At 59.5% G+C, this 19,512-nt stretch carries 19 protein-coding genes; 6 read left to right on the top strand and 13 right to left on the bottom strand.

Features of this window, described 5'->3' with window-relative positions; genetic code table 11:
• Positions 1 to 6 precede the first annotated feature (6 nt).
• From ACR0M2_RS13115 to ACR0M2_RS13135, 5 genes are read right to left on the bottom strand one after another with little or no spacing between them, the layout of a single operon-like run.
• Entirely contained in the window at positions 7 to 549 is a 543-nt protein-coding gene (locus ACR0M2_RS13115) for a DUF3833 domain-containing protein (protein WP_170360909.1), read from the bottom strand.
• Positions 546 to 1,163, bottom strand: a complete 618-nt coding sequence (locus ACR0M2_RS13120; protein WP_170360907.1) for a DUF3833 domain-containing protein — start codon at positions 1,161 to 1,163, stop codon at positions 546 to 548. Before ACR0M2_RS13120 ends, ACR0M2_RS13115 begins: the two co-directional genes overlap by 4 nt.
• On the bottom strand, positions 1,160 to 2,383 hold the full coding sequence (locus tag ACR0M2_RS13125) for an MFS transporter (protein ID WP_170410945.1): 1,224 nt from the start codon (positions 2,381 to 2,383) through the stop codon (positions 1,160 to 1,162). Before ACR0M2_RS13125 ends, ACR0M2_RS13120 begins: the two co-directional genes overlap by 4 nt.
• Positions 2,383 to 2,928 (bottom strand): hypothetical protein, encoded by a 546-nt coding sequence (locus ACR0M2_RS13130; RefSeq protein ID WP_170349686.1) that lies wholly within the window; start codon positions 2,926 to 2,928, stop codon positions 2,383 to 2,385. The genes ACR0M2_RS13125 and ACR0M2_RS13130 overlap by 1 nt, the downstream gene beginning before the upstream one ends.
• A complete protein-coding gene (locus tag ACR0M2_RS13135; RefSeq protein ID WP_170376342.1) occupies positions 2,879 to 4,213 on the bottom strand; it encodes an NAD(P)/FAD-dependent oxidoreductase in 1,335 nt (444 codons plus the stop codon). The genes ACR0M2_RS13130 and ACR0M2_RS13135 overlap by 50 nt, the downstream gene beginning before the upstream one ends.
• Before the next feature lie 166 nt (positions 4,214 to 4,379).
• On the opposite strand from ACR0M2_RS13135, the gene ACR0M2_RS13140 reads away from it, so the two are divergent.
• Positions 4,380 to 5,105, top strand: a complete 726-nt coding sequence (locus ACR0M2_RS13140) for an SDR family NAD(P)-dependent oxidoreductase (RefSeq protein ID WP_170550128.1) — start codon at positions 4,380 to 4,382, stop codon at positions 5,103 to 5,105.
• Positions 5,106 to 5,108: 3 nt separating this feature from the next.
• On the opposite strand, the gene ACR0M2_RS13145 is transcribed toward ACR0M2_RS13140, so the two are convergent.
• Both ACR0M2_RS13145 and ACR0M2_RS13150 read right to left on the bottom strand, forming a co-directional pair.
• Positions 5,109 to 6,761 (bottom strand): DUF6504 family protein, encoded by a 1,653-nt coding sequence (locus ACR0M2_RS13145; protein ID WP_480705454.1) that lies wholly within the window; start codon positions 6,759 to 6,761, stop codon positions 5,109 to 5,111.
• Between the two features lie 61 nt (positions 6,762 to 6,822).
• Positions 6,823 to 7,113, bottom strand: coding sequence for an I78 family peptidase inhibitor (locus tag ACR0M2_RS13150; RefSeq protein WP_170349690.1), 291 nt, complete (start codon positions 7,111 to 7,113; stop codon positions 6,823 to 6,825).
• A gap of 129 nt (positions 7,114 to 7,242) precedes the next feature.
• Between ACR0M2_RS13150 and ACR0M2_RS13155 the strand changes: the two genes are divergently transcribed.
• Positions 7,243 to 8,355 (top strand): S-(hydroxymethyl)glutathione dehydrogenase/class III alcohol dehydrogenase, encoded by a 1,113-nt coding sequence (locus ACR0M2_RS13155; RefSeq protein ID WP_480705456.1) that lies wholly within the window; start codon positions 7,243 to 7,245, stop codon positions 8,353 to 8,355.
• A 51-nt stretch (positions 8,356 to 8,406) separates the two neighbouring features.
• Here the strand turns inward: ACR0M2_RS13155 and ACR0M2_RS13160 are convergent, their stop codons facing one another.
• From ACR0M2_RS13160 to ACR0M2_RS13170, 3 genes are all read right to left on the bottom strand, one after another.
• The gene (locus ACR0M2_RS13160) at positions 8,407 to 9,342 is read right to left on the bottom strand and encodes a DMT family transporter (RefSeq protein ID WP_170376338.1); all 936 of its coding nucleotides are present in this window, start codon (positions 9,340 to 9,342) and stop codon (positions 8,407 to 8,409) included.
• Between the two features lie 142 nt (positions 9,343 to 9,484).
• Complete coding sequence (locus tag ACR0M2_RS13165; protein ID WP_480705458.1) at positions 9,485 to 9,898, bottom strand: group III truncated hemoglobin; 414 nt, start codon at positions 9,896 to 9,898, stop codon at positions 9,485 to 9,487.
• A 51-nt stretch (positions 9,899 to 9,949) separates the two neighbouring features.
• A complete protein-coding gene (locus ACR0M2_RS13170; protein WP_480705460.1) occupies positions 9,950 to 12,868 on the bottom strand; it encodes an error-prone DNA polymerase in 2,919 nt (972 codons plus the stop codon).
• Between the two features lie 109 nt (positions 12,869 to 12,977).
• Here ACR0M2_RS13170 and ACR0M2_RS13175 point away from each other — a divergent pair, with 109 nt between their 5' ends.
• Positions 12,978 to 13,442 carry a DUF1203 domain-containing protein gene (locus ACR0M2_RS13175; RefSeq protein ID WP_480705462.1) on the top strand — a complete coding sequence of 155 codons (465 nt, stop codon included), beginning with the start codon at positions 12,978 to 12,980 and terminating at the stop codon, positions 13,440 to 13,442.
• Here ACR0M2_RS13175 and ACR0M2_RS13180 read toward each other — a convergent pair.
• On the bottom strand, positions 13,439 to 14,431 hold the full coding sequence (locus ACR0M2_RS13180) for an ABC transporter ATP-binding protein (RefSeq protein ID WP_170550482.1): 993 nt from the start codon (positions 14,429 to 14,431) through the stop codon (positions 13,439 to 13,441). The two genes, ACR0M2_RS13175 and ACR0M2_RS13180, sit on opposite strands and share 4 nt — an antisense overlap.
• Positions 14,432 to 14,518: 87 nt before the next feature.
• Here ACR0M2_RS13180 and ACR0M2_RS13185 point away from each other — a divergent pair, with 87 nt between their 5' ends.
• From ACR0M2_RS13185 to polA, 3 genes are all read left to right on the top strand, one after another.
• Positions 14,519 to 14,698, top strand: coding sequence for a zinc-finger domain-containing protein (locus ACR0M2_RS13185; protein WP_170396688.1), 180 nt, complete (start codon positions 14,519 to 14,521; stop codon positions 14,696 to 14,698).
• A 34-nt stretch (positions 14,699 to 14,732) separates the two neighbouring features.
• On the top strand, positions 14,733 to 15,395 hold the full coding sequence (locus ACR0M2_RS13190) for a YrbL family protein (protein WP_480705464.1): 663 nt from the start codon (positions 14,733 to 14,735) through the stop codon (positions 15,393 to 15,395).
• 90 nt (positions 15,396 to 15,485) lie between these two features.
• Positions 15,486 to 18,284 (top strand): DNA polymerase I, encoded by a 2,799-nt coding sequence (gene polA, locus ACR0M2_RS13195; RefSeq protein ID WP_480705466.1) that lies wholly within the window; start codon positions 15,486 to 15,488, stop codon positions 18,282 to 18,284.
• Positions 18,285 to 18,342: 58 nt separating this feature from the next.
• On the opposite strand, the gene ACR0M2_RS13200 is transcribed toward polA, so the two are convergent.
• On the bottom strand, positions 18,343 to 18,573 hold the full coding sequence (locus ACR0M2_RS13200; RefSeq protein WP_170349700.1) for a DUF2798 domain-containing protein: 231 nt from the start codon (positions 18,571 to 18,573) through the stop codon (positions 18,343 to 18,345).
• 62 nt (positions 18,574 to 18,635) lie between these two features.
• On the bottom strand, positions 18,636 to 19,391 hold the full coding sequence (locus ACR0M2_RS13205; RefSeq protein WP_480705468.1) for a hydroxypyruvate isomerase family protein: 756 nt from the start codon (positions 19,389 to 19,391) through the stop codon (positions 18,636 to 18,638).
• Positions 19,392 to 19,512: the final 121 nt, after the last annotated feature.

Below are 19,512 nucleotides of genomic sequence, written 5' to 3' on the forward strand. Positions count from 1 at the left end.
GGCGACTTACTGTTTTTCAAAGAACAGGATGACCTCGCCCAGCCGTACGCCATATCGCGATACATAGGCGCGGTTCAGCAGACGATCATCGCTTAGCAGCCACATCCAGTCGTCAAAGTTGACCCGCATGGTGCCGTCCTTGACCGGCAGATCGATCTTGTATGTCCAGTTGAAGGTATCACCACGCTCGACCCCGCTGGCAGCGCCCAGGACGCCAGGCGCAGTTCCGGTCCAGGTGTCCTGACCGGTTTTGATCAGGGTCCAGATGCGTTGTTCGGTGGCGCCGTCGTCATAGACGAAATCCTCGATCAGGGTCAGGGTTTCACCATCCCAGGTGCCTTGGATATCCACCGTAAATCGGCGGGGGACATTGCCCAGAACATCCTGAAACTGACCATAGGCGACGGTTTTGCCTTCAAAGAACTCCTCAAGGTTCAACTGCCGGTCGGACAGAAAGCTTTTAGGTACGCGCGGCTTGGCGGAACAGGCGGTCAGCGCGGCAAGCCCCGCGATGGCAAGGGCCGCGATCAGGATGCGGCGGGGCGTCATTGCAAGGTCCTCGTTTCTACCGCGGTGTCATAGCCATTTGAACCGCTGACATGCGCAGCTTTAGCTTCGGGCGCGGGGCGCATGGTGGCGACCAGTTCAGCGACCTTGATGCCGAATTTGCGCATCTCGGACCGGTTCATGATCACACCGTTCTCGGTCAGGTACATCCAATCGGTAACGTCCAGTGTGTGCCCGCCCGCGTCTTGGGGTAGGATGATCCGATAAGTCAGCTTCACGGTCGATCCCGAAATTGTGCCGTGACCCTCACCGACGATATCTTCTGCCGTCGCGGTAAACGTGTCGCCCGTGCCCAGCGTCAGATGCCATTTGCGGGTCATCTTCTTGCCGTTGGAATAGGTGAAATACTCGGTCAGCGTGCCGGTGTTGCCATCCCATTTCCCCACCATACGGGCGACAAAGCTGTTCGACATCTTCCCATTGGGGCCATAAATCAGCCCTTCGGACAGGATTTCGCCGTTCAGGACTTCTTTCATTTTAAAGGCAGGCCCGGTGCCGCTGTAATCGGCAGGGGATTGCGAGCGAAAGCTTAGGAACCGGCGCTGAGCTGCGACCAGAACAAGGATAGCAAGCAGTAGGATAGCTACGATAGTCATTTGGCTGAGACCTCAGAAGGCAACGTCAGGACCAGCCCAAACGCGCCGAGTTTCAGGATGCAGGGCAGCACGGCATAGGCGAGGGTGAGCGTCCGCAACGCCTCGGCCGAGTTTGCCTGTCCTGGGGTGAACCCGCTGCGTTCCAGCAGCGGCAGAGTGAAAAAGGCAGCGAGCGCGAGGCCCAGCTTGCCAGCGAATGACCAGATGCCAAATGCGGCGGATGCGTTCAGCCCCGCCCGCGTCAGCGCGACTGAGAACATCGCGGGCAGCACCACCATATCCGCCCCCAGTGCCGCGCCCGAGGCCAGGCAGATTGCGGCGAACCCGGTCAGATTACCGGCGGACAACAAAGCTGCGCCAACAAATCCCGCGATCGACAGGGGCATGGCGATGATCAGTGTTCGTTTCGGGCCAATCCGGTTAGCCAGCTTTGCCCAAAGCGGAACGCTGGCCCCGGCGCTGAGGAAGAACAGGATCAGCAGTGGTCCGGCTTTTCCCGGCAATTGCAGGCGATCTTCGACAAAGAACAAAAACAGGGTCGAAGTGATGGCCACTGGTAAGCTGTTGACCAGCGCCAGCAGCAGCAATCGCAGCGCACCAGCTTGTGCGAGCCCATTGAACGACAGGCCATCGCCAGTAATCGGGGGTCGGCGCCAGATTGGGATCGTCAGGGTCAGGGTGAAGATCGCGATCAGGCCCAGAAACAGGCCAAAGGCGGGATAGCCCTGCGCGCTGGCTCCGAATCCTACGAACAAGGCTGGGGCGCTGGCTGCAAGGATGACGCCTGTCAACTGCCCGCCTTCGCGCCATGCGGCCATTCTTATTAACTCTTTCGGCTCTGGCTGTATGGCAAGCGTCGCGCTGCGACCGTAAAGCAGGATGGTGCCCAAGCTGTAGGCTGAGAACAGTAAGATTAAAACAGAGACTAATAAGGCAATATTTGTTCCCGGCGGCAGTCCAAACAGCATTGGAAACCCGATCGCCAAACCAATCGCAGCGGTCGCAGCAAACAGCAGTTGCGCGTTTGGCCAGCGGTCTATGGCCCAACCAATCAGCGGATCCTGCACCAGATCGATTAACCGGATCACCAGCAGAACGGTGCCGATCACACCCAACCCGATACCAAGATTGACGGCAGCAAATCGCGGCAGATGGATATATAGCGGTATCCCCGCCGCAGCGAGCATCAGCGCATACAGACTGACACGCGGGTACAGCATCATCCGCCCTTCAATTGTCGGGTGAAACTGCCCGATCGGGTGTTGTCGCCCAGAAAAATCGACATAAAGGCGCTTTTGGCGCCGGGATAGGACAGGGTACAGGTCTTTTGGCCGTTTCGCCAAAATCCAACTTTGTTCGGGCCTTCCGAAATTGCAATATAGTTGTCGCCCTTGCTAACCGCCTGAAAACACTTCTGTAACTGGGCCTGCGTCGGGGCAGGGTTTCCTTGTCGAGCCATCTCATCCAACGTCGATTCAACCAGTGCTTTCTGTTTCAGGGATTTGCGATAGGTCAGCTGCAATGCAAAGTCCTGCGTCCAATTGAGCGTGCTGCCTTGCGGCGTATACAGCTTGGCTTCGTAGATTGGCATGCCCAAAAACCGGAAGGTTGCGCTGCCTCTGAGTTGCGCATCAGTCAGCGTCTGGGTGATCGGTGACGCGGCCAACCCGCCCGGGGCCAGCACGATCACAGAAAACAGTGCAGCGCGGCAGGTATCAGAGATCAGCCGAGGCAGGGATGGCCGGGTCTTGTGCAGGAATGCCATTGTCAGCTCCGAGTGTGTGCGGGGTGCCGTTAAGGCGCTCAACAACATGCATCGCGCTGGCAATCCCGTCTTCGTGAAAGCCATGCCGGTTGTAAGCCCCGGCAAACCAGGTTCGGTTCTGTCCCTGCATCTCGCGGATTTGCCCCTGAGCTTTCAGGGCCGCTTTGTCGAACACCGGATGGGCAAACTCGACCTTGTCATAGATTTTACCCGCAGGAATTTCCGAAGATGCGTTCAGCGTCACAAACAGCGGATCGCTGTCTGGAATATTCTGCAGTCGGTTCATCCAGTAAGTCACGCCAACATTCCCCGCTTGCGAACGGTAGGTCCAGCTGGACCAGCACGCGCGGCGGCGCGGCATCTGGCTTGGGTCACAGTGCAGGATAGCCGTGTTCGGTTGGTAGCGAATAGAGCCTAACGCAGCTCTTTCCGCATCTGTTGCGGTCTCGCCCAGAATGGCAAGGGACTGATCGGAATGGGTGGCCAATATGATTTCGTCGAACAGATCAACCTGACCCAGGCTGTGGACAGTCACACCGGCATCGCCGCGTTGAATATGCTCAACCGGGCAGGCCAGACGGATTTCACACCCGCGCTCACGTAACGCGGCATCGATGCGGCGGACATATTCGATGCTGCCGCCCTTGACAGTGTACCATTGATGCTGATTGGCGCGACCACTGGCCAGCAGGGCATGGTTGCGGAAGAATTGTACCAGCGAGCGGGCTGGGAACTGATCCACAAACTCCACCGGAGTGGACCAGATCGCGCCGCACATCGGCATCAGGTAATTGTGGCGGAACCAATGGCCTAGGCGCAGTTGATCGACCAGCTCTCCGATCGTGGTGTCATCGTCACGTGCGGCTTCGGGGGCTTCTTTGCCAAAGCGCAGGATGTCCGCGATCATCTTATAATAGGCAGGCCGTGCAAGGTTGCGTTTCTGCGCCGTCAGGGTGCGCAGGTTGTTCAGACCGTATTCAATGCGGCCGTTGTCGATGGTGGCACCAAAACTCATCTCGGATTTGATGACGGGCACGTTCAGCTCATCGAAGAGGCGCGTCAGATAGGGGTAGGTGGCATAATTGAAGACGATGAAACCGGTATCGACAGGTTGGTCGCCGTTTTTGCCTGCCATGACGGTTCGGGCATGGCCGCCCAGCCGGGGTTCGGCCTCGAACACGGTCACATCGTTGTTTTTTGACAAATAGTAAGCGGCCGACAGACCTGAGATACCTGCACCTACTACCGCGATTTTCTTGCGTACGCCTCGGGTTTCGTCGAACATGCCATCCTCTTTGTGCGACATTTTACAATAGGATACGCAGGAAATGCCGGGGTGGATCAATCAGATTAGAAGTTTTTCGCAAAAGCACTATGTTCTGACGTCTGGAGTTTGATCCAGTGCGTCGCTCTGGCCGTAAAATCATAGACACAACTGTATTGGCCAGGGCATGAGCAGCTTTGAAGGAAAAACCTATTGGATCGTTGGCGCCAGCGAAGGGCTGGGCCGGGCTTTGGCCGAGGCGCTGAGCCGTCAGGGCGCACATCTGATCCTGTCTGCCCGCAATACCGAGCGTCTGACCGAGATTTGTTCTGCCCTGCCAAATGCGCAAGCTGTTCCGTGCGACGTGACAGATCTGGACGCTGTACGTCGTGCCGCGGTCGAGGCGGGAGAGGTGGACGGATTGGTCTATAACGCCGGAGCTTATGAACCGATGCGCTCTGCCGATTGGAATTCCGAGGCCGTGCTGGCGATGACGGATGTGAATTACACGGGTGCCCTGCGGGTTCTGGGTGAGGTTGTACGCAGGTTCGTACGCAGGGGTCGGGGGGATATCACGCTGATCGGGTCTTTGTCGGGGTATCGAGGGTTACCCGCGGCGGTGGGGTACGCGGCCAGCAAGGCAGCACTTGTTTCGTTGGCCGAGACCATGCGGTTCGACCTGGCGGGCACAGGGGTGACGGTGCGCATCGTCAATCCGGGCTTTATCAAGACCCGTCTGACCGAGAAGAACACTTTCAAGATGCCGATGCTGATGACGCCCGAGGATGCAGCGGACCGGGTGGTCAAAGCGATGTCACGTCGCCGATTCCGTACGGATTTTCCAGCACCATTTTCCTGGCTGGTGCGTCTGATCGACTATCTGCCTGATTGGCTGATTTATCGCGGAAAATAGACTCTAACAAAACTGTCCCTGGCAAAACCATCCTGCCGACATGGTACCGCCATGGCCATAAAACAGCCACAGTCGCTCGCCCTGTTCGGTTACCACCACCCAGTAATCGCGCACGCCGCTGCGCCAGTTGGGATCGTCCAGCCACCATTCCGGCGCAATGCGTTCCGGGCCCGTGGCCTGCGCCAGTTGCCAGTCGCGCCCACGCCAGCGAAAGGCGCTGGGCACGTCCGGGGTTTCCGGCGCCATCACCGGTTCGGGTTGCCACATCTGCAAGGGGCGGGGACGCGGAGGGGCAGGCCAGTCATGCGCCGGTTCCGACCAGGCTGCGGCCAGCGTCTGCGCCGTCTTCTCGGGGATATGTGAGGCCGCCGGGTGCCGCCGCGTGATCGCCTCCAGCCCCACGCGTGCGCCCAGCTTACCGATCAGGTCGTCGACGGCGGTGTTGCCCTCAAGCCGATCCCGCACGGCGCGGCGGGCCTCGGCATGGCCCGCCATGGTGCGGGCGTGGATAGGCTCGGTCTGGACCGCCACAAGCCGCAACATGTCGATGCCATAACCTGCATCAATCTTGTCGACTTTCATCTCTAACAAAGGGCGAATGCGGTATTTGTCAAAGGTCGGACGGGCCAGACCGACTTCGACAATCTCAGCCGCCTGATCAGCGCGATGTGCCTCAAGCCGCAGGGTGCGAACGCCGCGGCCTTTCTCCTCCAGTTTTGCGCAGAGCGTGGGCAGTATCCGATCAATGGCGGCCATGACGTCTTCGATCAGACCGATTGGGTTGGGCAGGGTCATCCGCACCGCAAAGCGATGCGGCGGACGGGCGGGCGAGACCGGTTCGGGCGCACTGCCCATGGCCTGATCCAGCCGCAGCACCAGACCCCGCCCGAACCGCCGCGCCAAACTGGCACGCGGCTGGCCCAACAGATCGCCGATCCGGCGCAGGCCCAGCCGGTTCAACTGCGCCACGGTCTGATCCTCCAACCGCAGCGCCGCGATGGGCAGGGGGCTGAGCGCGCCATAGGATTGTCCCGGCGCTGCAATCCGCGCGCCACCACCCAAGGCCATCACCTGCGGCGCGGCGCCACCTTTGGTCCAGTGCCGCCGCTTGGTGGCGCGGGCACGGGTGGCACGGGCCTCTTGGCTGATGGCGTCGCCGTTGCGGTCGGACGTGGCTTCTTGCCCGGCGTATCGCGCCAACGCCCAGGCCGCGCCCAGCGTGTCGGCGATGCCCATCTGTACGCTCAGGCCCATATCGGCGCAGTCGACCTCAAGTACGCTCAGCAACGCCTCTTCGCCGCCGAACAGATGGGCGCAGCCCGACAGGTCGACAATCAGCCCGTCCGGTGATTCTTCGGCTACCCAGGGGCTGAATTTGCCTGCCCAGCGGCGCAAAGCGGTTAGAAACGCGGTCTCGGCGGGGGTATTGCGAGGGCGCGTCACAAGATTCGCGCACATGGCATGGGCATCGCGCACTGGCTGACCCACGCGCAACCCGGCGGCCTGAGCCTGTGCATTCAGCGAGGTGACAACCTGCATGTTCGCCTGCTCGGCCACCACGGCCAAAGGCCCATCCTGCAGGCCCCGCGCAGCGCGGACCAGCCGTTCAGCCCCCAGACGGGGAAACCAGAGTGAGAGTATTCGTCGTTTGGGCATCGGCAGACATCAAAATGTTCCCATTTTGTTCTTACCGTAGAATCATGCCCCGAGTCCACGCCTACCCGCAGGTCAGACGCTGAATGATCCCGGCGTCATTGACGAACACGTTCAACCGGTCGATGCGGTAATCCTGCGTGGCCAAATCATCCGGCCCTAACACACGCGCGCGTTCAGGCAGCTGGCCCTGAATGGTCGAAACCGGCTGACCAATGGAATCGCCAAAGGGTTCACCCTCGCAAAAGGCCAGATCGACCGGTGCGGCTTCGGGTGCAAGGCGGGCGTCTTCCGGTGCGGGTGGCGTTTCGGCACAAGCGGCCAGCAAGATCAAAATCGGAATAAATCGGCGCATTGGCGTTCCTCTTTGCGGCAATGTCGTTTCTGCAATATCAAATCATTAGCCGATCTGTCACCAAAGCGCAGTTGAAAACCCTCTGCGATTGACGCAGGGTCGGGGCAAAGAAGACAGGGAGACAACGATATGCGTACCCGTGCCGCCGTCGCCGTTCAGGCCGGCAAACCCTTGGAAGTGATGGAAGTAAACCTCGAAGGCCCCAAAGCGGGCGAGGTTCTGGTGGAAATCAAGGCCACCGGCATTTGCCACACCGATGAATTCACCCTGTCGGGTGCTGACCCCGAAGGGCTGTTCCCCGCCATTCTGGGCCACGAAGGCGCGGGCGTGGTGGTCGAGGTCGGCCCGGGAGTGACCAGCCTGAAGCCGGGCGATCACGTGATCCCGCTCTACACCCCGGAATGTCGCGAATGCGAATACTGTCTGCACCCCAAGACTAACCTGTGTCAGGCGATCCGCGAAACCCAAGGTAAGGGCCTCATGCCCGATGGCACCTCGCGCTTTTCGACGCTGGATGGCGATCCGATCCTGCACTACATGGGTTGCTCGACCTTCGCTAACCACACGGTCCTGCCCGAGATTGCGCTGGCCAAGGTGCGTGAGGACGCTCCTTTCGACAAGATCTGTTACATCGGTTGCGGCGTGACGACCGGTATTGGCGCGGTGATCAACACCGCCAAGGTCGAGATTGGCAGCCGCGCCATCGTGTTCGGTCTGGGAGGCATTGGTCTGAACGTGATCCAGGGCCTGCGTCTGGCCGGAGCGGATCAGATCGTTGGTGTCGACCTGAACCCTTCAAAAGTGGAAATGGCCACCAAGTTTGGCATGACCGACTTCGTGAACCCCAAAGAGGTCGAGGGCGATCTCGTCCCCTATCTGGTCAACCTGACCAAGGGTGGCGCGGACTATACTTTTGACGCCACCGGTAATGTCGGCGTAATGCGCGCGGCGCTGGAATCGGCGCATAAGGGCTGGGGAGAATCGATCATCATCGGCGTGGCACCTGCCGGGGCCGAGATCTCGACCCGTCCGTTCCAGCTGGTCACCGGCCGGTCATGGCGCGGTACAGCCTTTGGCGGCGCGCGAGGCCGGACCGATGTGCCCAAGATCGTTGACTGGTACATGGACGGGAAGATCGAGATCGACCCGATGATCACCCACACCATGGGTCTGAACGACATCAACCACGGCTTTGACCTGATGCATAAGGGTGAGAGCATCCGGTCGGTTGTGGTTTACTAAGCCTCTAGCTCCGAGAAATTTGCCTGCGGCGCGCTGATTGGCGCGCCGTATTCATTCACCCGGACGCGACGCACCCGTATCCGACCGCGGTGATCGCACCCGCAGAACCGGAGTGTTGGCGGATGCATTTGTCCGGCTTTCGCGCCAAACCACGAACACGCCGGATGCGATGATGATGCTGGCCCCGACTGCGACCCAAGCATCGGGCTTTTCGCCGAAAAAGATCATACCAAACAGAGTGGCCCAGATGATCTGGCTGTACTGGCTGGGGGCGATAACACCGGCGGGCGCGGCGCGGTAGGCAAGGATGATCAGGTGCTGGGCGATGACCGAGAACACGCCGACCAGCGCCATCATTGCCAGATGCAGCAGCGAGGGCGGTAGATACACGGCAGGTTGGGCAAGGCTCATCGCCACAATGGCCAGCAGCATCGGATATAGGATCAAAACGGCCGAGCGTTCCTCATTCCCGATCTTGCGCACCAGAACGGACGCAAAGGCACTGCAGAACGCGGCCGTCAGGGCCGCGAGATGGCCCAGGGTGATATCCGTGGCACCGGGGCGCAAGACGATCAGGACACCGATCAGACCAACACCAACGGCGGCCCAGCGTTGGGCGCGGACGACCTCTCCCAAAATCGGAATCGACAGGACGGTGACGATCAGCGGGAAGGAAAACAGCAGCGAGTAGACCTCAGCCAGCGGCAGAACCGAAAAGGAATAGAAAGCACAGACCATGGACGAAACCATCAAGGCCGAGCGAAGCAGTACCAGCCAAGGGTGATGGGGCAGGAAGTTCCCGGTTGTCCGGTCGGTCAGGATTGTCACCGCCATCGGCACGAAGGAAAACAGCGTGGCGAAAAAGATGATCTGCATCACCGAATAGGTCCCGCCCAGCACTTTGATCAGTGCGTCATGACTCGCAAAAACTGCAAAGCCTGCAAACGCATAGCCAAGACCCCGGAGGGTGGTGTTTTGAGTGCTCATGAGTCTGGCCTCGGGTGATGTGCGGTGTTTAGGACGGCACGGAGTGATCTCGGGCTGTCTATTCTCGCTGCATAAACCCATTTTGCAGAGTCTGATAGCCCCTATTTTACCGCTAACATGTCAAAGCCGGTATGATATCCGATCATCGCAGGATCGGCGGCGCGTCCTTAGGCTGACGAGCAGACTGAACACCCGCTTTCATCCCCACACCGATACGACGCGCCAAGGCGATCCAGGGAATGGCGGTTTCCGGTGGCAGCATCCGGGTGGCGACCTCTTCGAACAGATCCAGCCAATGGGCGAAGAATTCGGGTTTTACATCGGGCCGCTCGATGTGAACCCGCTGTGGATTGCCGTCATAGCTACCCTCGAACAGGATGGCGTTGCGCCAGAAGGCGGCAATTTTTTCCTCATGCGCGGGCCAGTCATCGACATGTCGGTTGAAGATTGGCCCCAGCACTTTGTCTTCCCGGACGCGAGCATAGAAGGCGCTGACCTGCGCGTTGATTTGCTCGGGCGTCGCGGGGAATCGCGGGGGCATGGTTGGTCTGGACATGCGTGATCTCGGGGTTTCGATTCTGTTCGCGGTCAATAGCCGGTTCAGGGGTTACGCTACAGGGGTGGTTTTGTCGCGCGTCTCTGGCGTCAGAATATGCCGCAGCAGGGCCACCGGATGCGCCTTGAGGCTGAGACGGGTGGCCACATAATCCTCAACCACCTGTTCGCCCAGCGTCATCTGGGGCAGATAGGCTTCGGGCTCGTCCAGCGCCTCGCCTTCCAGATCCTGTGAGAACAGCGGCAGAGGTTTGGCTGTGGCAATCGCCTTGGCTTGCCACAGCGCCTCGCGCCGGGTCAGATCGCAGGCGGCGAAGGCATCGGCTTCGGCCAGCCGTTCGATCACCGACGGCCCCAGCCCGGCGCGGCGCCAAACATCATCGACCTGATGGTAGCCGTTGCCGCGCGCGGCGGTCAGCCAACTGGCGTCTTCCTCGCTGAGGCCTTTGATCTGGCGAAACCCCAGCCGCAGGGCCAGCCCGCCATGACCGTCGGGTTCCATCACATTGTCCCAGAAACTGGCATTGATGCAGACCGGGCGCACCTGAACCCCATGTTCGCGTGCATCCCGCACGATCTGGGCAGGCGCATAGAACCCCATCGGCTGCGAGTTCAGCAGCGCGCAGGCGAAGATGCCGGGATGGTGGCACTTGATCCAGGCCGAGGCATAGACCAACAGCGCAAAGCTGGCCGCGTGGCTTTCGGGGAAACCGTAAGAGCCGAATCCTTCGATCTGAGAAAAACAGCGCTCGGCGAATTCGTCGTCATAGCTGTTGCGCTTCATGCCGCGCAGGAACAGCGCACGGAATTCGCTGACATTGCCATGTTTCTTGAACGTGGCCAGAGACCGGCGCAGGCGGTCGGCCTGTTCCGGGGTAAACCCGGCACCGACAATGGCGATCTGCATTGCCTGTTCCTGAAACAACGGAACGCCCAGCGTTTTTCCCAGCACCTCGCCCAACGCGTCCGAGGGAAAGCTGACCTCCTCTTCTCCGTTGCGGCGGCGGATATAGGGGTGGACCATGTCGCCTTGGATGGGGCCGGGGCGGATGATGGCAACCTCGATCACCAGATCATAGAAATTGCGTGGTCGCATCCGGGGCAGAAAGTTCATCTGCGCACGTGATTCTACCTGAAACACGCCGATACTGTCTGCCTTGCACAGCATGTCATAAACCATTGGGTCCTCGGGCGGCAGGGTGGCCAGCGTATAGCTGGTCTGGTGGTGTTGGCCGATCAGGTCGAACGCCTTGCGGATGCAGGTGAGCATTCCGAGGCTGAGGACATCGACCTTGAGGATACCCAGAGAGTCGATGTCGTCCTTATCCCAGCAGATGACCGTGCGGTCCTCCATCGTGGCGTTTTCGATGGGGACCAGCTCGTCCAAACGCCCCTCGGTGATGATGAAACCGCCGACATGTTGCGAAAGGTGGCGGGGAAAGCCGTTGATCTCATAGACCAGCATTAGAGTCTGTTTTAGGCGGCGATCCTCGGGGTCGAGACCGATTTCGCGCATGCGTTCAGCCTCGAGCCCGGCGGCAGAGAAAAAGCCCCAGAGTTGTGAGGATAAGGCTGAAATGGTGTCTTCGGTCAGGCCCATCGCCCGCCCGACCTCACGAATGGCGCGTTTGCCGCGATAGTGGATCACGGTGGCGCAGAGACCCGCACGGTGGCGGCCATAGCGGTCGTAGATGTGCTGGATCACCTCTTCACGCCGTTCATGTTCGAAATCGACGTCGATATCGGGGGGCTCATCGCGGGCCTCGGACACGAAGCGTTCAAAGACCATGGTGCCCATCTCGGGGCTGACTTCGGTGATGCCAAGGCAGAAGCAGACCACCGAGTTGGCCGCCGAGCCCCGCCCCTGGCACAGGATACCGCGTGAGCGGGCGAAATGGACGATGTCGCGCACGGTCAGGAAGTAGGGTTCGTATTTCAGCTTGCCGATCAGGGTCAGTTCATGCGCCAGCATCTTTTGCGCCTTTTCCGACGCGCCCGCCGGATAGCGCCATTTTAAACCCTCATGCGCCAGGCGGTGCAGGCGTTGAGTCGGGGTTTCCTGTTCGCTACCTTCGCTGGGATATTCATAGCGCAGCTCGTCCAGAGAAAAGGTTAGTTGTTCGCTGAGTTGATGGGCGCGGGTGACCGCGCCTTCGTGGCCTTTGAATATCCGCAGCATCTCGGCCTCAGACCGCAGGCGCTGTTCCCCGTTGGCCAGCGCTTCGCGACCGAGCTCATCGACTTTGCGGCGTAGGCGGATGGCGGTCACCACATCGGCCAGCTTGCGACGGGTGCCGTGATGCATCAGCGGTGTGCCACTGGCTAGGGTGGGAATGCCGAGTTGCTTTGATTCAGTCTCTAATAAAGAGAAATAGACAGTATCTGCGCCATCATACCGGGGGTGCATCAACAGATGCATCCGTCCGGCAAAGCGGCGCGTCAGCTGTTGCGCCTGTGTCCGCCATCCGTTCGCGCCGTCCGGAGACGGTGTCGCCTGTGGCCAGAGCAGCAGGTGGAGACCGTCGGAGAATTCCAACAGGTCGGACAGCTGTAGAATACAGTCGCCCTTTTCGGCGCGCAGGCGGCCAGCCGACAGGATACGGCACAGGTTGGCCCAGCCCTGCCGGTTCAGGGGTAGGGCGGTGACGGTGGGCGCGTCGGTAAAGATCAGCCGCGCCGCTGGGATCAGGCGCGGCACCGCGTGGATGGGGTAAGAGGGCGGTTTGTGGATGTGATCGGGGCAAGGCGGGCCGATAGAGGTGTTCTGCGCCTCCCACTCCAGCCGTTCACGTACCTTGCGGGCGATTTCGCGCGCTTGGGTATGGGCACGGACGATCCCGGCCACCGAATTGTCATCGGCAATCGCGATGGCCGGTAGGCCAAGGGTGACGGCACGCTCCATATATTCCTCGGGATGTGAAGCCCCGGTGAGAAAGGTGAAATTCGACGTGATCGACAGTTCGGCATACATGGCGATTCTATATTATATTCACGTTTTGTTCTTTTTCGAGTCCTTTGCGCAGGAAACGGGTCGATTGGGATTTTCCGGGTGGGCATGATTGGGCAAAAGGAGACGCAAAATGTTCAAGATCACCGCATTGACAACCGACGAAGTGCGCGCCCTTCAGGCTGGTCACCCGGATGCTTATGGTGCCACGCCAGAGCGCGCGACATCCACAGGCACAGGCAATCCATGCCGCCATTGCCTGCAGAATATTCCTGAGGGCGAAGAGATGCTGATATTGGCGCACCGGCCTTTTCTAGAGACACATCCTTACGCGGAAACGGGTCCGATATTTCTATGCGCTGCACAGTGTGAGCGGTACGAAGGGAAAGGGCTGCCTGAAATTCTGACCACGTCACCCGACTATCTGATCAAGGGCTACGGAACCGATGACCGGATCGTCTATGGCACCGGAGCGATCACACCCACAGACCAGATTGCCACTGCGGTCAGGGATATCTTTGCCCGCCCCGACGTGAGCTATATCCACGTCCGATCCGCGCGAAACAATTGCTACCAGGCTCGAATCGACCGGGTCTAAAGCTTGACCCGGTGCAGGCCCCGGCGCGGCTGATCCTGATCGTCTGCTGGGGTCTCATTCGCGCGGGATGAGGTAAGGGCGAGGAAGACATCCTCGAGATCAGCTTCTTCGGTACGAACATCGCGGATGCGGATGCCGGCAGAGCGTACGGATTCCAGAACCTGTTCGGCGCTGGTCTGGGCGCTGCGATAGCTCAATACCAGGGTGCCATCGTCTCGCAAAGCGGCTTCGACGCCTTCGGTCGTCGGCAAATCGGTCACCGGGCTATCCGGAGCAATCACCATGGTGCGACTGTCCACCCGGCCCAGCAGGTTGGCGGTGCTGTCCTGCGCGATCATTTCGCCGTGGTTGATGATGGCGATCTCGTCACACATTTCCTGTGCTTCTTCCAGGTAATGCGTGGTCAGGATGATGGTCATGCCCTGTTCGTTCAACTTGCGCACATTGGCCCACAGCATCTGACGCAGTTCGATATCCACGCCCGCCGTCGGTTCATCCAGCACAAGGATCTTAGGATGATGCACCAGCGCCTTGGCCAACAGCAGCCGCCGCCGCATCCCGCCCGAGAGGGTTCGCGCATAGGCCTCGGCCTTGTCGCTGAGGCCAACCAGCTCCAGGATCTCATCGCTGCGGCGCTGTGCTTTGGGCACGCCGTAAAGGCCAGCCTGTACCTCAAGCGCACCGCGCGGGGTGAAGAACGGGTCGAGGTTCAGTTCCTGCGGCATCACGCCAATGGAAGCACGGGACTGGCGCGGACTCTGGTCCTGATCGTAGCCCCAGATCGATACATGGCCCGAGGTTTTCACCACCAGCCCGGCCAGGATGTTGATCAGGGTCGATTTTCCGGCCCCGTTCGGCCCCAGCAGGCCAAAGACTGACCCTCGTGGAACGGTCAGGTCGATGCCTTTCAATGCGCTCTTCTCGGGCTGGCCCTTGCCGCCACGATAGGTTTTGCGCAGCCCTTCGATCCTGATTGCCGCATCGGCCATGTGACCCTTGCCCCCGGTTTGCTCATCGCTCATAAACGCAACTAATGCATGCCCGCGAGGCCGACAACCGAAGAAGGATCGCCAGCCGTGACAATCGAAGCGCCGGAAACCAAGATCGTCGAAACCGCCCGTGTCGCCTGTGACGGCGGCGAAGGCGCATTGGGCCATCCGCGCGTCTGGCTGCAAATCCCCGAGGATATCGGTTGGGTCGAGTGTCCGTACTGCGATTGCAAATATGTGCTGTCCGGCAGCCAGGCACAAAGCTGACAGAGTGGCAGGTGCCGCGCGAAACGGAGGCCGGATGCCATATGCAGTGCAGCTTTTGAGGCTATCGGATCAGGAGCCACTGGCAACAGGCGGCCACAGAAATGTGTATGCCTACCCGGATCAGCCCGCGCTTTTGATCAAGGTGACACGGCCCCGTACACGCCGGAACCGCTCGTTCTCTAAACGGTTGGTGCGGCGGATTTTGCCGGACACCGCCTTTCGCAACGCTTTGAAAGAGATCGAATGTGAGATGAAAGCCGCGCTGAAAAGCGGTGAGGAAATCGCGCAGCTGCCATTGGCACGGTCGTTCGGCGTTGTGCAGACAGATGTCGGGCCGGGGGTTGTGGTTGAACGGATTCAATCCAGCGATGGCCAGCTTGCGAACCATCTTTTGTCGATGTGCCGACAGCAGGGGCTGAGCGATCAGATGCTGGGTGACCTCAACCGTTTTGTGGAAAAGTTGTTCGAACTGCAGATTGTGGGCCGTGACATCCACGCGGAAAACATCGTCTACGGGTTGCGCGGTCAGACCCGGATGTTTCTTCTGATCGATGGGTATGGTGAGCGTAACCTTGTTCCCTTGCGGTCACTGAGCCGTCGTTTGAATGATCGGTCCCTAAACAAGCAGATGCAGCAAATCGCAGATCGTACAGGGCTGGTCTGGGATAAGGCGCGCAGGGTATTCAACCTCGGCTAAGCAAGCGGATCCGCAGTTTGTTTGTCTTCTGCGCTGGTCACCTGCACAACCCTGTGGCAGAACCGTTCCCAACCAGAACGGAGCGCGTACATGAGCAATTTCGGAAAAGGATGCCATCTGCATCTGATCGACGGATCAGCTTTTATTTTTCGGGCCTATCACGCGCTGCCCCCACTGACGCGGAAATCCGACGGGTTGCCGATTGGCGCTGTGTCTGGGTTCTGCAACATGCTGCAGAAATATGTCGAAGGAAACGCCGGGCCGGACGCGCCGACTCATGTAGCGGTGATTTTCGACAAGGGATCGCACACCTTCCGCAATGACCTGTATGACCAGTACAAGGCCAACCGCGAGGCGATGCCCGAAGATCTGCGCCCGCAGATGCCGCTGACGCGCGAGGCGACGCAGGCGTTCAACATCGCTTGCAAAGAGTTGGAGGGCTATGAAGCCGACGACATCATCGCGACCCTCGCCGTGCAGGCGCGCGATGCCGGCGGACGGGTGACAATCGTTAGCTCGGACAAGGATCTGATGCAGTTGGTCGGCGGCGGCGTGGAAATGCTGGACGCGATGAAGAACAAGCGCATCGACCGCGATGGGGTGTTCGAAAAGTTCGGTGTTGGGCCGGAACGGGTGGTCGACGTACAGGCGCTGGCAGGTGACAGCGTCGATAACGTGCCGGGCGCGCCTGGGATCGGGATCAAGACGGCGGCGCTGCTGATTAATGAATATGGTGATCTGGAAACCCTGTTGGACCGCGCCGAAGAGATCAAACAGCCCAAGCGGCGTCAGACGCTGATTGAAAAGCGTGATCAGATCGAGCTGTCGAAAAAGTTGGTGCAGTTGGACGAACAGACGCCGCTGGATTTCACCCTTGATGATCTTGAGGTGAAAGACCCCGAACCGGACACTCTGCTGGGTTTTCTGGCCGAGATGGAGTTCCGCACCCTGACCAAGCGCATCGCCGACAAGTTGGGGGCCGAGGCCCCGGTAATCGCTGATGCGCCCGCACCTGCGGTCGAAGAGGCCGAGGCTGAGGCCGTCCCGTTTGATGCGTCGAAATACGAATGCGTACGCGATGCCGGGGCGCTGCAAAAGTGGATTGATCAGGCGTATGAGCGTGGCTGGGTCGCGGTGGACACCGAAACCACCGGTCTGAATGAGATGATCGCTGAACTGGTCGGCATTTCGCTTTGCGTTGAGGCGGGCGAGGCCTGCTATGTCCCGTTGATTCACCGCGAAAGCGCAACAGATGATCTGTTCGGGTCGGATGCGTTGGCCGAGGGGCAGATGCCGCTGGATGAGGCTCTGAACCTGCTAAAACCGATGTTCGAAGACCCGTCGATCCTGAAAATCGGGCAGAACATGAAATATGATGCCAAGATTTTTAAGCGGTACGGCGTCGACGTGGCACCGATCGATGACACCATGCTGATGTCCTATGCGATGCATGGGGGCGAGCACGGACATGGTATGGATACCCTGTCCGAGCGGTATCTGAGCCACACGCCGATCCCGATCAAACCATTGCTGGGCTCGGGCAAGTCGGCGATCACCTTCGACAAGGTTCCGATTGATGAAGCTACGGCTTACGCTGCCGAGGATGCGGATATTACACTGCGCCTGTGGAAGCTGTTCAAGCCGCAGCTGCATCAGGTGCAGGTGACGAAGGTATACGAGACGCTCGAACGCCCACTGGTGCCAGTTCTGGCCGAGATGGAGATGCATGGCATCAAGGTCGACCGCGATGTGCTGAGCCGCATGTCCAACGCATTCGCACAGAAAATGGCCGGGTTAGAGGCTGAAATTCACGAACTGGCCGGTGAGAACTTTAATGTCGGCTCACCTGCGCAGCTGGGTGAGATCCTGTTCGACAAGATGGGTCTTGAGGGGGGCAAGAAGGGCAAGACCGGTAAATATTCGACCGGGGCCGATATCCTGGAAGATCTGGCAACCGAGCATGAATTGCCGCGTCGTGTGTTGGACTGGCGTCAGCTCAGCAAGCTGAAATCGACCTACACGGACGCGCTGCAAACTCATATCAACCCTGATACAGGACGGGTGCATACGTCTTATTCGATTACAGGAGCGAACACGGGGCGTTTGGCCTCGACCGATCCCAACCTGCAAAACATCCCGGTGCGCACGGAAGAGGGCCGCCGTATTCGCGAGGCATTCATTGCTGAGCCTGGCAATGTGTTGGTCAGTCTTGACTATAGCCAGATCGAATTGCGGATTCTGGCGCATATCGCCGATATTTCGGCTCTGAAAAAAGCGTTTTCAGATGGTTTGGACATTCACGCTATGACCGCGTCCGAGATGTTTGATGTGCCGCTGGACGAGATGACGCCGGATATCCGCCGTCAGGCCAAGGCGATCAACTTTGGTGTGATCTATGGCATCTCGGGTTTTGGACTGGCGCGCAACCTGCGCATCCCACGAGCCGAGGCGCAGGGTTTCATCGACCGTTATTTCGAGCGGTTCCCCGGTATTCGCCGCTACATGGACGACACCGTCGCCTTTGCTAAAGAGCATGGTTACGTGCAGACGCTGTTTGGGCGCAAAATCCATACGCCCGAAATCAATGCCAAGGGACCGCATGCAGGATTTTCACGCCGGGCGGCGATCAATGCCCCAATTCAGGGCACAGCAGCGGATGTGATCCGGCGCGCAATGGTTCGAATGCCGGATGCGATCAATGGGTTACCCGCAAAGATGCTGTTGCAGGTGCATGACGAATTGCTGTTCGAAGTGGCCGAGGACGCGGTGGATCAGGTGATCGACGTGGCGCGCGATGTGATGGAAGGTGCATCGGACCCGGCGGTGAAGTTGGATGTGAAGCTGAGCGTGGACGCGGGGCAAGGGGCCAACTGGGCCGAGGCGCACTAGCTGCTAAAAACAAGGGCGGCGCAGTTCATTAGGCCCGGCGGGCCCTCTTCACAGCGGGTCAGTCCTGTGGCCTGACCAGGCGGTTGACCAACCGTTGCACGGATGGGCCAAGCAGCAGTATGACGGTGAAGGCGATGGGCCAGCAAAAGGCCCAGGACGCTATCCAGTCGCTGACGGTGTTGGGGCCAAACCCGATGGCTTTTACCGTCGCGATCCCTGTCACCAGGCAGGACATGAGGCCCGACATGATCAGGCTGAACAAGGCGCGGGAAAAGCGGGCGGGGATCATTGCGGGCATCCTGATGGTCTTGTTTCCCCTGATGTGCTGTATTTTCCGTCAAAACGCCAGAGCTAGCCCCGCATCCAGTCAAGGCTGTCCGTTGTTCGTGACGTGGAGGCAATATATTCGGCGCTGACCCAGCCGGAATAACCCGTTGCGTCCATCGCTGCGAACAGACGTTGGAAATCTGTCGGTCCGCGCCCCGGTTCACAGCGGTCGGGGGCGGCGCCGATCTGGGCGTGAACGATCCGCGGGTGAAAGCGATTCCAGACAGTTTCCGCGTCATCGTGGATCATATGAGCATGAAAGCTGTCATATTGCAGGCCGACATTGGGGCGGTTCACATGGTCCAGCACCTGCATTGCCAGACCGTAATCGTTCAGAAAGTACCCGGGCTGGGAAACCGGATTCAGCGGTTCGATCGTGAACTGCTGTTGCGGGGCGAAATCGGCGGCCCATTGCAGGTTGCGCACGAAACAGTCCTGCGCGTCGGAACCCGTGGTATAACCTGACATGATGTGGATCAGCCCTGGTCGCAGGATCTCGGCATAGCGCAAGACACGGCGGATATCGGATTGAAACCGCGCCTCGCCGCCCGGAACTGCGGCATAGCCGGGCTCACCCCCGGTGTAATTGGGCGGCGGCGCGTTGATCAGAACAAGTTCCAGTCCATTTGCCAGCAGGGCGCGGCGCGTTTCCTTTGCAGCCAGTTCATAAGGAAACAGAATTTCGACCGCTTTGAATCCGGCGTCGGCCGCCGCCTGGAAACGCTCCAGATACGGAAGCTCGGCAAAGAGCAGTGAGATATTGGCAGCAAATTTGGGCATGGGCGGTCTCGGGCAGTTGTTGGCCGGACCTTAACGGGACGGCGATTTTTGGGGAAGGGGATCAAAAACGACAGATTGTCGAAAATCGGCCAGATCGCCTGGATCAAATCAGAGACTTTTG

The organism is Ruegeria sp. BE10, assembly GCF_056538905.1.